This is a genomic window from Burkholderia sp. B21-005 (assembly GCF_020843965.1).
Classification (GTDB): Bacteria; Pseudomonadota; Gammaproteobacteria; order Burkholderiales; family Burkholderiaceae; genus Burkholderia; species Burkholderia ambifaria.
Genome location: NZ_CP086302.1, coordinates 2,999,548 through 3,012,300 on the forward strand (window position 1 = coordinate 2,999,548; position 12,753 = coordinate 3,012,300).

10 protein-coding genes are annotated in these 12,753 nt (G+C 67.5%); 7 read left to right on the forward strand and 3 right to left on the reverse strand.

The genetic code is table 11. The features are described from left to right. Window positions 1-105: 105 nt before the first annotated feature. Window positions 106-582, reverse strand: a complete 477-nt coding sequence (locus LMA02_RS29955) for an OsmC family protein (protein WP_228908654.1) — start codon at window positions 580-582, stop codon at window positions 106-108. A gap of 91 nt (window positions 583-673) precedes the next feature. Here LMA02_RS29955 and LMA02_RS29960 point away from each other — a divergent pair, with 91 nt between their 5' ends. Both LMA02_RS29960 and LMA02_RS29965 read left to right on the forward strand, forming a co-directional pair. Then, window positions 674-1,315, forward strand: coding sequence for a GntR family transcriptional regulator (locus LMA02_RS29960; RefSeq protein WP_228908655.1), 642 nt, complete (start codon window positions 674-676; stop codon window positions 1,313-1,315). A gap of 252 nt (window positions 1,316-1,567) precedes the next feature. Continuing rightward, complete coding sequence (locus LMA02_RS29965) at window positions 1,568-3,673, forward strand: TonB-dependent siderophore receptor (RefSeq protein WP_228908656.1); 2,106 nt, start codon at window positions 1,568-1,570, stop codon at window positions 3,671-3,673. Window positions 3,674-3,795: 122 nt separating this feature from the next. Here LMA02_RS29965 and LMA02_RS29970 read toward each other — a convergent pair whose 3' ends face one another. Beyond that, window positions 3,796-4,830 carry a LacI family DNA-binding transcriptional regulator gene (locus LMA02_RS29970; protein ID WP_228908657.1) on the reverse strand — a complete coding sequence of 345 codons (1,035 nt, stop codon included), beginning with the start codon at window positions 4,828-4,830 and terminating at the stop codon, window positions 3,796-3,798. Window positions 4,831-5,020: 190 nt separating this feature from the next. Here LMA02_RS29970 and LMA02_RS29975 point away from each other — a divergent pair, with 190 nt between their 5' ends. From LMA02_RS29975 to LMA02_RS29995, 5 genes are all read left to right on the forward strand, one after another. Then, window positions 5,021-6,169, forward strand: a complete 1,149-nt coding sequence (locus LMA02_RS29975) for an ABC transporter ATP-binding protein (protein ID WP_228908658.1) — start codon at window positions 5,021-5,023, stop codon at window positions 6,167-6,169. 8 nt (window positions 6,170-6,177) lie between these two features. After that, window positions 6,178-8,169, forward strand: a complete 1,992-nt coding sequence (locus tag LMA02_RS29980; protein WP_228908659.1) for a beta-galactosidase — start codon at window positions 6,178-6,180, stop codon at window positions 8,167-8,169. 63 nt (window positions 8,170-8,232) lie between these two features. After that, window positions 8,233-9,492 carry an ABC transporter substrate-binding protein gene (locus LMA02_RS29985; protein WP_228908660.1) on the forward strand — a complete coding sequence of 420 codons (1,260 nt, stop codon included), beginning with the start codon at window positions 8,233-8,235 and terminating at the stop codon, window positions 9,490-9,492. Between the two features lie 60 nt (window positions 9,493-9,552). Next, complete coding sequence (locus LMA02_RS29990; protein ID WP_228908661.1) at window positions 9,553-10,512, forward strand: carbohydrate ABC transporter permease; 960 nt, start codon at window positions 9,553-9,555, stop codon at window positions 10,510-10,512. A 21-nt stretch (window positions 10,513-10,533) separates the two neighbouring features. Further along, window positions 10,534-11,385: a carbohydrate ABC transporter permease gene (locus tag LMA02_RS29995; protein ID WP_006753189.1), complete on the forward strand. Its 852-nt coding sequence runs from the start codon at window positions 10,534-10,536 to the stop codon at window positions 11,383-11,385. 401 nt (window positions 11,386-11,786) lie between these two features. Here the strand turns inward: LMA02_RS29995 and glcC are convergent, their stop codons facing one another. Then, a complete protein-coding gene (gene glcC, locus LMA02_RS30000) occupies window positions 11,787-12,557 on the reverse strand; it encodes a transcriptional regulator GlcC (RefSeq protein WP_228908662.1) in 771 nt (256 codons plus the stop codon). Window positions 12,558-12,753: the final 196 nt, after the last annotated feature.

The window sequence follows — 12,753 nt, forward strand, 5'->3', positions numbered from 1 at the left end:
GGGTGCCGCGCGGCGCGCCCGCCCGCTGAAGCGCACGAAAATGGGGCGCCATGCGCGTGTTGCCCGGGGAGGGGAGAAGCTTCAACGTCTTCTCCACGGTGCACGTCACGCCGCCGCGCACTCGATCACCGGTTCGCACCGGATCGGGAAGTTCACGGAGTTCGCGATATAGCACTTCGCATGCGCATCATGATGCAGCCGCTCGGCCAGCTCGCGATCGTCGCCCGCACGGATCATCACGCGCGGGTGCAGCACGATTTCGGTGAAGCGCCCCGGCTCGGACGTGTCGACCATCGTCCCTTCGGCGTCGTCGACATACGCAAGCACGCGGATGCCCGCATCGGAACACAGATGCAGATACCAGAGCTTGTGGCACGCCGATGCCGACGCCAACAGCAGATCCTCCGGATTCCAGCGCGCCGCATCGCCGCGAAACGCCGCGTCCGACGAGCCCGGAATGTCCGGCTTCGAACCCGCGTGGATCACATGATCGCGGCCATATTCGCAATACCCCGACGTGCCGGTTCCGCGGTTGCCGGTCCACTCCACTGCCACGCGGTATTTGTGTTCGCCATGCGCCATCTCGCTCTCCTCTGCCATCGGATGTGATGGCCGCATTGTGTCACCGCGACGCCATTTGGTATACCATTATTCCAAAATGAGGACTCAAGGGATGGAAGCCAGACTCGATTCCACGGCAGATGCCGTGGCCGCATCGCTGCGGGAAATGATCATCAACGGCGAGTTGCAGGCCGGCGAGCGGCTCGTCGAGCGCGACCTCGCCGAGCACTTCGGGATCAGCCGGATTCCGATGCGGGAGGCGATCCAGCGCCTGGAGCGCGAAGGGCTGCTGGACATTTTCCGCAATCGCGGCGCGGTCGTGCGAATGCTCGGCGCGTCCGACGTGCAGGAAATCTACGACATGCGCGTGCTGCTCGAAGGCGACGCCATCTACCGCAGCGTGAAGCGGCTCGACGACGAAACCCTGGCGCGCGCCGAACTCGTGCATCGGTTGCTCGGCGAATCGAGCGTGGCGCGCCGCCAAGGCGAGCTGAACCGTGAATTCCATCTGCTGCTGTATTCGTGCTGCGGCAACGCGCGCCAGTTGAAGGCGATCGCGGAACTGCGCAGCCAGGTCGAGCGGTACGAGCGGCTGCAGGCGACGCTGCTCGCCGACACACCCTCGTTCCAGGTCGAGCACGAAGCAATCCTCCAAGCCTGCCGCGAACGCAATGCGCGCGGCGCCCGCGCGATGACGGTCGCGCACCTCGATTCGGCCCGACGCATCGTGATGCAGCTCGTCGAAGGCAACTGAGAACTGCGGCCGGCCGGCGTCCGAGCGCGCGCTCGCGCATGTCCGGCCGCCATCCCGCGGCAAGCCACCGGATCGGCCTCGTCGGCCGGACACGGTCACTCCCCCCCGCCCCATGCAACAAGGTCAACTTACGATTGCAAATACATCTCATTTGCATTAGATTTCGGCCCGCAAATGGACTGTTTGGAACACGGATGCCGGCGCGAGACGGCCCGCGGTGCCCGAACGCGGACCAATCTCTGAGGACGGGGTATGAGCAGGAAGAACTGGGCGGCCGCACCGATGGCCATCGTCGTCGGCACGGCCGGGCTGAGCGCCGCCGACGCGCAGGAGCTGTCGCTGCCCGCGATCGAAGTCTCCGGGCAGCGCACGACGGCGCCGTTTCGCGCGCCCGAATCGACGAGCGCGACGCGCACCGAGACGGACGTGATGGAGATTCCGTTCGCGGTCAGCAGCGTCGACAAGAAACTGATTCAGACGGTGGCCGCCACACGCGGCGAAGACCTGTACGACTGGGTCGCCGGCGTCGCGCGGCAAAACAACTTCGGCGGGCTGTGGGACAACTACGCGGTGCGCGGCTTCGCCGGCGACGGCAACACGTCCGGCACCGACTACCTCGTCAACGGCTTCTCGTGGAATCGCGGCATCAGCGTGCCGCGCGACACCGCCACGCTCGAACGCATGGAAGTCCTCAAGGGGCCCGCGTCCGCGCTGTACGGCCGCGGCGACCCGGGCGGGCTCATCAGCTACACGACGAAGCAGCCGCAGTTCGCGCGCTCGAACACGATCGGCGTGTCGGCCGGCAGCTACGGCGCGCTGCGCGAGACGCTCGATTCGACCGGCCCCGTCACGAAGTCGCTCGCGTACCGCTTCATCGCGATGAACGAGGACAACGGCAGCTTCCGCGATACCGTGTCGAGCAAGCGCTACCTGTTCGCGCCGTCGTTCACGTGGGACATCGGCGCGGACACGACGCTCCACTACGAATTCGAGACCGCCCGCCAGCGCGCGCCGCTCGATCGCGGCGTGGTCGCGGTCAATGGGCAACTCGGCGTGGTGCCGGCGTCGAGGTTCATGGGTGAGCCGCGCGACGGCGACTACGACGTGCGCAACTCGGGCCACCAGTTCACGCTCGAACATCGCTTCAATGCCGACTGGTCGGTCAACGCCGGCTTCGCGCAGCGCGACACCGACCTGTCCGGCCGCTCGTCCGAAGCGTTCGCGCTGCAGCCGGACGGGCGTACGCTATGGCGCCGCTACCGGCAGGTCGCGTTTCACTCGAACGAGGTGCAAGGGCGCGTCGAGGTGGCCGGCAAGGCCCGCACGGCCGGCATCGGCCACACGTTCGTGATGGGCGTCGACGCGTATCGCTTCAACTACGACCAGTTCGTCTCGCGCTCGACGCCGACGGCCGCGGCGCCGTATGCGATCGACATCTTCGATCCGGTCTACGGCCAGCCGGCGCCCGTGCCGCGCACCGCGACGAACCTGCTCGAGCGCGACGACGGCCAGGGCCTGTACGCGCAGGACACGCTCGCGTTCGGGCCGCACTGGAAAGTGCTCGCCGGGCTGCGCTGGGACCGCTTTCACCAGTCGGTCGACAACCGCCTGAAGGGCGTGACGACGAGCCAGCTGCAAACGGCGCTGAGCCCGCGGCTCGGCATCGTGTACGAGGCCAGCCCCGCGCTGTCGCTCTACGCGAACACCGCGTATTCGTTCCGGCCGAACAACGGCGCCGACGTGAACGGCCGCGCGTTCGATCCGGAGAAGGGGCACGGCTATGAGGCCGGCGTGAAATGGGCCGGCACGCGCTGGCTCGCGACCGTCGCCGCGTTCTACGTGAACAAGCGCAACGTGCTGAGCGCCGATCCGGCGAATGCCGGGTTCTCGCGTGCGGCCGGCGAAGTACGCAGCCGCGGCGTCGAATTCGAATGGAACGGCGAACTCGGCCACGGGGTGCGCGGCATCGTCAACCTCGCGTACGTCGATGCGCAGGTCACGCACGACAGCGTGCTGACGCCGGGCGCACGCCTCGTCGACATTCCGCGGCTGAGCGGGAGCGCGCTGCTGATGTACGAAACCGCGCTGCCGCTCGTCGACAAGGCCGGCGCGGGCGCGGGCGTGATCTACGTCGGGCGCCGCGCGGGCAATACCGCGAACACGCAGGATGGCTTCGACCTGCCCGCTTATGCGACCGTGCAGCTCAACGGTTACGTGCAGGTCAACAAGCATCTGCGCGCGTCGGTCGTGCTGAACAACCTGTTCAATCGCACGTACTACGTCAGCTCGTACAACAACCTGTGGGTCACGCCGGGCGCGCCGCGCAGCCTGTTCGCGTCGCTCGCGTACTCGTTCTAGAACGGCTGGTCGACGGGCATCGCGCGCCGGACGCGAACCGTGCGTGCGGTGCGCGGAAAGCCACGACGCCGCAAACATCACGGGCATGTCCACCATTGCCGCAAGGTGCGCGTCGGCCCTCGCTACATAGCCGAGCGTCGCCCCGACACCGCCCCTGTCGTGCCGCGCACCACCAACCGCGGCAACGACGCCGTGCGCACGCGCGACGCATCGTCGATCCGGCCGCCCGCCTCGCGCAACGCGTTGAGCAGTTCGACCGCGAGCCCGGCGGCCTCGGCGGTCGGGATCGCGACGGTCGTCAACGTGGGACGCGTGTCGCTGGCCAGATGAATGTCGGTAATGCCGACGATCGACAGGTCGTCGGGCACGCGCCGGCCGCGATCGGCCGCCGCGTGCAGTGCACCGATCGCGGGCAGGTCGTTGGTCGCGACCAGCGCGGTCAGCCCGGCATGCGCGTCGAGCAGTCGGCCCGCCGCGCGCACGCCGCCTTCGATCGAATCGGGCTCGGCCGCGACGATCGATGCGTCGAGCCCCGCTTCGCGCATCACGTCGACGAAGCCGTCATAGCGCGCCGCCTGCACGCCGCTCGCCGAGCCGCCGACGATCACGCCGATCGTCCGGTGCCCGAGTTCGAGCAGATGCCGCGTCGCGATCCGCCCGGCTTCGCGGAAATCCACCGCCACGCACGGCAACCCTTCGGGCGGCGCATCGGGCCGCTCCCACAGACACAGCACGACCGGCACGCCGCGCCGCGCGACGTCCGCCAGATCCGGCAGGTGCAGGTTCGCGTTGGTCACGAGAATGCCTTCGGAAATCGTGCCGGCGATCTGGTCGAGATACGCTCTGCCCTGCAACGGGTCTTCGTTCGTATTGCAGACGATCAGGAACTGCCCGTTGCGGCGCACCGCGCGCTCGACCGCGAGCGCGAACTCCGGATAGAACGGGTTCGCGATGCTCGATACCATCAGCGCGACCGTCGGCGCGCGCCCTTCCGCGAGGGCCCGCGCCGCGAGATGCGGTCGGTACCCGAGCGCCTGCACGGCTTCGAGCACGCGCGCGCGGGTGGCTTCGCCGACCCGGCCGCGGTTGCGCAGCACGTTCGAGACCGTCGCGGCCGTCACGCCGGCGCGGCGGGCCACTTCATCGAGTGTCGCCATGACTTGCCCACTATATGAGACGTTGATCCAGTATTTGCTTCGCTCACCGAAGCGGCGCACTATCGCCGCACACCCTGCCGCCCGACCGACGGGCGCGACTCGGCCGCGATCGCTATCGGCTCTTTTTTTGATCGCGATGATTAAGCGCTTAAGCATCGATGAAAGCGCATTAGAACATGGAGCGGAGACAATGGCGAGCATCTCGATGCGGCGCGTGCAGAAAGCCTATGGTGAGCACGCGCCGGTCATTCGCGACGTCGATCTGGAGATCGGCGCGCACGAGTTCTGCGTGTTCCTCGGGCCGTCCGGCTGCGGCAAGTCGACCCTGCTGCGGATGATCGCGGGCCTCGAGGATCTGAGCGACGGCGAGCTGTCGATCGACGGCCGCCGCGTCGACCACGTGCCGGCCGCCGAGCGCGGCGTCGCGATGGTGTTCCAGAGCTACGCGCTGTTTCCGCACATGACGGTCTACGAGAACATGGCGTTCGGGCTGAAGCTCGCGCGCGTGCCGAAGGCCGAGATCGACCGGAAGGTGCGCGACGCCGCGCGGATTCTGCAGCTCGATACGCTGCTCGAGCGCAAGCCGAAGGCGCTGTCCGGCGGCCAGCGGCAGCGCGTCGCGATCGGCCGCGCGATCGTGCGGGAGCCCGGCGTGTTCCTGTTCGACGAACCGCTGTCGAACCTCGACGCGGCGCTGCGCGGCCAGACGCGCATCGAAATCGCGAAGCTGCATCGGCAGTTCGAACGCGCGAGCGTCGTCTACGTGACGCACGACCAGACCGAAGCGATGACGCTCGCCGACAAGATCGTGCTGCTGCACGCCGGCGCCGACACCGCGCAGCACGGCAGCATCGCGCAGATCGGCGCGCCGCTCGACCTCTATCACCATCCCGCCAGCCGCTTCGTCGCCGGCTTCATCGGCTCGCCGCGGATGAACTTCCTGCCGGCCGTCGTCGTCGCCTGCGACGCGCAGCACACGACCGTCACCGTCGTGCCGTCCGGCGAAACCTTCACGCTGCCGCGCGACGGCGCCGCGCTCGCGCCGGGCGCGACCGTCACGCTCGGCATCCGCCCCGAACACCTGACGCTCGGCGCCGCGCCCGACGCGACGACGCTCGCGCGCGACGTCGCGCTCGTCGAACGCCTCGGCGAGCAGACCTACGTGCACCTCGACCAGCCCGGCGGCACGCCGCTGATCGCGAAAGTGCCCGGCGACGCGCCGCTGCGCATCGGCGAGCGCGTGCACGCGCAGGCGCCGGCCGCGGCCTGTCACCTCTTCACCGAAAACGGCCGCGCGGTGCCCGCGCGCGCCGACGTTCCCGTCCACCACTACGCATAAGGATCGGCATGCGCCTCGGAGTCTGTTACTACCCGGAACACTGGCCGGAATCGATGTGGGCCGACGACGCCCGTCGGATGACGGCGCTCGGCATCGCGCAGGTGCGGATCGCCGAATTCGCGTGGAGCCGCATCGAGCCGTCGCCGGGCGAATACGACTGGGGCTGGCTCGACCGCGCGGTCGACGTGCTCGGCGCGGCCGGCCTCGAGATCGTGATGTGCACGCCGACCGCGACGCCGCCGAAATGGCTCGTCGACCGTCACCCCGACATCCTCGCGATCGGCGCGGACGGCCGGCCGCGCGGGTTCGGTTCGCGCCGCCACTACGACTTCTCGTCGCCGACCTATCTGGAAGCCTCGCGCCGCATCTGCACGGCGGTCGCCGAACGCTACGGCCGCCACCCGGCCGTGCGTTACTGGCAGACCGACAACGAGCTCGGTTGCCACCAGACGGTGGTCAGCTATTCGCCCGCCGCGCTCGTGCGCTTTCGCGAATGGCTGAAGGCGCGCTACGGCACGATCGACGCGCTGAACCGCGCGTGGGGCACCGTGTTCTGGAGCATGGAGTACCGGCATTTCGACGAAGTCGACGCGCCGGTCGGCACCGTGACCGAAGCGCATCCGTCGCATCGCCTCGACTACCGGCGCTTCGCGTCCGACGAGGTCGCGCGCTATCACCGGATGCAGGTCGACGTGATCCGCGCGCATTCGCCGGGCCGGCCCGTCGCGCACAACTTCATGCAGCTGTTCACCGAGTTCGATCATTACGAAGTGGCGCGCGACCTCGACATCGCGACGTGGGACAGCTATCCGCTCGGCGCGCTCGAGGAGCAATGGTTCGCGCCCGAGCTGAAGGCGCGCTGGCTGCGCACCGGCCATCCGGATTTCGCGTCGTTCAATCACGATCTCTATCGCGGGATGTCGAAGCTGCCGTTCTGGGTGATGGAGCAGCAACCGGGGCCCGTGAACTGGGCGCAGTGGAACCCCGCGCCGCTGCCGGGCATGGTGCGCCTGTGGAGCTGGGAAGCGTTCGCGCACGGCGCCGGCTGCGTGTCGTACTTCCGCTGGCGGCAGGCGCCGTTCGCGCAGGAGCAGATGCATGCGGGCCTGCACACGCCGGACGACCAGCTCGACGAAGGCGGCCGCGAAGCGCAGCGCGTCGCGCACGAAATCGCGGCCGTGCTCGACGCCGGCGCCGATGCCGACGCGAACGGCGCGGTGCGCGCCCCCGTCGCGCTGGTGTTCGACTATGAAGCGAAGTGGCTGTTCGAAGTGCAGCCGCAAGGCGCCGATTTCCACTACCCGCGCTTCGCGTTCGAGTACTACTCGGCGCTGCGTTCGCTCGGCCTCGACGTCGACGTGATCTCCGCGCATGCGCCGCTCGACGGCTACCGGCTCGTCGTCGTGCCGCCGCTGCCGATCGTGCCGGACGACTTCGCGGCCCGGCTCGCCGCATCGGGCGCGCATGCGGTGTTCGGCCCGCGCACCGGTTCGAAAACCGCCGACCTGCAGATTCCGCCGACGCTGCCGCCCGGCCCGCTCGCATCGATCCTGCCGCTGCGCGTGTGGCGCGTCGAGTCGCTGCGGCCGAACGTGACCGAGCGGGTCGACGGCACGTTGCGCGACAGCTCGGCGTTCACCGGCGACGCACGCCGATGGCGCGACCTCGTCGAGCTGCACGACGACGCACCCAGCGTCGTGCGTGCGCGCTTCGCCGACGGTCGTCCGGCCTGCGTGTCGCACGGCGCGCTGCACTACTGGGCCGCGCTGTTCGACGACGCGACCACCGCGCGCCTGTTCGCCGACGTCGCGGCCGAAGCCGGCCTGACACCGTCGCCGCTCGGCGACGGCGTGCGCGTGAGCCGACGCGGCGGCCTGACCTACGTATTCAATTACGGCGGCGCGCCGCACACGCTCGATGGAGTGCCGCCGTCCGCGTTCGTGGTCGGCACCGCGCAGGTCGAGCCGCAAGGCGTCGCCGTGTATCGAAGCCGTTCGTAGCAACCGCCCCCGGCGCCGCGACGCGCCGGTCACGCACAACGACACACAGGACTGGAGACACACATGACACATCGCCCCCTTCGCGTCGCCGCCCGGCTTGCGACCGCCGCCGCCATCGCGTTCGCTTCGCTCGGCGCCGCGGCGCCGGCCGACGCGGGCACGCTGACGATCAACATCGCATTCAAGGGCGCCAGCCAGCGCGCGGTCTGGCAGTCGACGATCGAGGCGTTCCACAAGGCCCATCCCGACATCGACGTGAAGCCCACCTTCGTCGACGAGGAGGCGTACAAGGTGCAGCTCCCCGCGTGGCTCACGACCGTTGCGCCCGACGTGGTCAACTGGCACGCGGGCGAGCGCATGGCGTACTACGCGAAGCGCGGGCTGTTCGAGGACCTGAGCGGCGACTGGGCGAAGAACGGCTGGGACGCGATGTACGCGTCGACGCGCAGCGCATCGTCGTACAACGGCAAGCAGTACGCGGCGCCGACCGTCTATTACTCGTGGGGGCTGTTCTACCGCAAGGACCTGTTCCGCAAGGTCGGCATCGCCGACGAGCCGAAGACCTGGGATCAGTTTCTCGATGCGTGCAAGAAGCTGAAGGCGGCCGGCATCACGCCGATCGCGGTCGGCGGCCGCGACGCGTGGACGCTCGCCGGCTGGTTCGACTATCTCGACCTGCGCCTGAACGGCAACGCGTTCCACCAGCAGCTGATGGCCGGCGACGTGCCGTACACCGACCCGCGCGTGAAGAAGGTCTACACGACGTGGAAATCGCTGATCGATTCCGGCTACTTCATCGACAACGCGCTGTCCTACGATCTCGACGGTGCGCAGCCGTTCCTGTTCCAGGGCAAGGCCGCGATGATGCTGATGGGCACCTTCATCGCGGCGGGCTTTCCGCCGAACGTGAAGCAGGAAATGGGCTATTACCGCTTCCCGATCATCGACCCGAAGGTGCCGACCGCCGAGGACGGCCCGGTCGAATCGCTGCACATCCCGACCAAGGCGAAGAACAAGGCCGACGCGCATACGTTCCTCGCGTTCGTCGAGACGCCCGAGATGGGGGCGAAGCTCGCGGAAGGGCTTGGCTCGCTGTCGGCCAACAGCAAGTCGCCGGAGCCGGCCGATCCGATTTCGCGGATCGGCTTCCGGATCCTCGCCGACACCAAGGGCGGCGTCGCGCAGTTCTACGATCGCGACATGACCAAGGAGATGGCCGACGAAGGGATGAAGGGGATGCAGCAGTTCCTCGCGAATCCCGCGCAGCTCGATACCGTGCTCGCGCAACTCGAACAGACCCGCAAGCGGATCTACAAGAAGTAACCGCGTGACCCATGCGGCGGCCGCGTGTGCGTGCCGCCGTGTCCGCCCAGGAGGCTTGCCGTGTCCCGTCCGATCACGTCCACCCCGCCCGCCGGCGCCGGCGCCAACGCCACGCCGCCGCCGCGCGGCGCATCCGCTGCCACCGCGCTGCCCGCGCGCCGTCCGTCGCCCGCCGTGCGGCGGCAACAGCGCGCCGCGTGGCTCTTTCTCGCGCCCGCGTGCGCGATGGTTGCCGTCTATGTGATCTGGCCGATCCTGTCGACGCTCTGGCTGAGCCTCTGCAACTGGGACGGGATGACCGAGCGCACGTTCGTCGGTCTCGCGAACTACGTCGAGCTGCTGCACGCGCCGACCTTCTACACCGCGCTGCGCAACAACGTGATCTGGCTAGCGCTGTTCATGCTCGCGCCGCCGCTCGGCCTCGCGCTCGCGCTGTACCTGAACCAGGCGGTGGCCGGCATCCGGCTCGTGAAGTCGCTGTTCTTCGCGCCGTTCGTGCTGTCCGGCGTGGTCGTCGGCCTGATCTTCTCGTGGTTCTACGATCCGACTTTCGGGCTGCTCGCGCTGATCGCCGGACACGGGATCCCGGTGCTCGGCGATGCGCGCTATGCGACGTTCGGCATCGTGTTCGCCGCGCTGTGGCCGCAGACCGCGTACTGCATGATCCTGTACCTGACCGGCCTCACGTCCGTCAACCCGGAGCAGATCGAAGCGGCGCGGATGGAAGGCGCGCGCGGCTTCGCGCTGCTGTGGCACGTCGTGCTGCCGCAGTTGCGCCCGACCACGTTCATGGCGATCGTCGTCACGGTGATCGGCGCGCTGCGCAGCTTCGACCTGATTTCGGTGATGACGGGCGGCGGCCCGTTCGAGAGCTCGACCGTGCTCGCGTATTACATGTACGACCAGGCGATCAAGTACTACCGGCTCGGCTATTCCGCGTCGATCGCGGTCGTGCTGTTCGCGATCATGCTCGTCTACATCGTGTTCCAGTTGCGCCGCATGCTGCGCAACGAGCAGTGACCTACCGGGAGTTCATTCATCATGTTTCCGACACCCGTTGCCCACTGGAAGCCGGTCTCGCGCCGGCTGTACAAGCTGTCGCTGCCCGTCGCGCTCGTGATCTGGCTGCTGCCGATGATCGCGGTGTTCGTCACGTCGGTGCGCTCGACCGAGGAGTTGGTCGAAGGTCACTACTGGGGCTGGCCGCGGCACTTCTCGATGATCAGCAACTATCGCGACGCGCTGACCACGTCGCCGATGCTGCATTACTTCTGGAACAGCGTGCAGATCACCGTGCCGTCCGTTATCGGGTCGATCGCGCTGGCGGCGATGGCGGGCTTCGCGCTCGCGACCTACAAGTTTCGCGGGAGTACCGCGCTGTTCGGGACGTTCGTCGCGGGGAATTTCGTGCCGGTGCAGGTGTTGATGATTCCGGTGCGGGATCTGTCGCTCAGGCTAGGCGTGTTCAATACGGTCGAGGCGCTGATCCTGTTTCATGTCGCGTTTCAGACGGGGTTCTGCACGCTGTTTCTGCGCAACTTCATCAAGCAGTTGCCGTTCGAATTGATCGAGGCCGCGCGGATTGAAGGGGCCGGCGAATGGACGGTGTTCTGGCGGATCGTGTTGCCGCTGATCCGGCCTGCGTTGGCCGCGCTCGCGATTCTCGTGTTCACGTTCGTGTGGAACGACTACTTCTGGGCGCTGTGCCTCACGCAAGGCGATGAGGCCGCGCCGATCACTGCGGGCGTTGCCGCGTTGAAGGGGCAATGGACAACGTCGTGGAACCTCGTGTCGGCCGGGTCGATTCTTGCAGCGTTGCCGTCGGTCGCGATGTTCTTCGCGATGCAGAAGCATTTTGTGGCAGGGCTTACGTTCGGGGCGACGAAAGGTTGAGCCGGCACTGATCACTGATCGCGAATTCAGATCTCCTCCTCTTCATCGAGAGGTTGCCCGCTTCGGCGGGCTTTTTTTTGGTTCCGCCGGGTTTGACGGTGCGGTGAATAGAGCGGCTATTCTCCGCATAATTTGCGGCGAATATTGAATCGCAGGATCTGGATGGCGCGGGCCACGGGCCCGTCGTCACGCATTGGAATCGACATGCAGCGTCCTCCTTCAACGATCGGCGGCGCGTCACGGTCAACGGCCAGCGCGCGTGTCGCGCAAAGGCGAAACGGGTCGTGTCGGGCCACGCATCGAATAGCTCACATTGCGACATAGTCGACCGCCAAGCCGCACCGCCAGCCCGACATGCTTGATACACGTCATGGCGGCAACGCCCGCTCCGCTCATCCGGTTCAGGTCCACCCTTCGAGACGCAACGTCGAGCGCACGAGCCGCTGCTCTTCCTGCTCGATCTCGCGCAGATAGTCGACGCACTGCCGGATATGCTCGCTCGCAGCCTTGCGCGCCTGATCAGGGAGCCGCCCTGTCACCGCGTTATAAAGCCGCGCATGCTGCCGATCGATCTGCTTCTTCAACGGCTCGCGGTGATAGAGGTTGTTCACCGACGCGAACACGGAACTGAGCAGCAGGTCGGTCAGCGACTGCAACGTATTCACGAGCACCGGATTGTGCGACGCCTCGCAAATCGCGAGATGGAACGCATGATCGAGCTTCGCCCGTGCCGCCGGATCGAGATCCTGCGCATCGGCCGCCGTCATTTCCTCATAGCGGCGCTTGATCAGGATGAAATCGGCGGGCGTACCGCGCAGCGCAGCAAGCCGCGCGGCTTCGGTCTCGAGCATCCCGCGTACCTCGAACAGGTCGTACAGCGTGCGCGGCTGCGAGCCGAGCAGATGCATCATCGGCGAGACTTCGCGCTGCGGGGTCAGGCTCGCGACGAACGAACCCTTGCCGTGCGTCGTGTCGATGATCCCGCGCGCACGCAGCAGCTTCATCCCTTCGCGCACGGCCGTGCGCGACACGCCGAGCTTCTCGGTCAGCCGCCGCTCGGACGGCAGCGCCTGTCCGGCCTTCAGCACGCCGTCGACGATCAGTTGCTCGATCCGCTCGGCGACGACGTCGGCGACATTGCGCGCGGGCGCTTGTCGATCTTGCCTTTCCATACTGGTATGACCACTTCGGGAGGATATCGCCGATTTTCTCACAAACCCTTGTATCAATTGGGTTACCTGTCACGTCGAACCCCACCCGCCAGGCCCGTTTAGAAAAACTGGTACGACCACGTTCGCGACGTCTGGACACGCACCGGCCGCCCGCCAAGAATGCCGTTCATCCGGCGCGCCGCGCATCCCGCGGCCG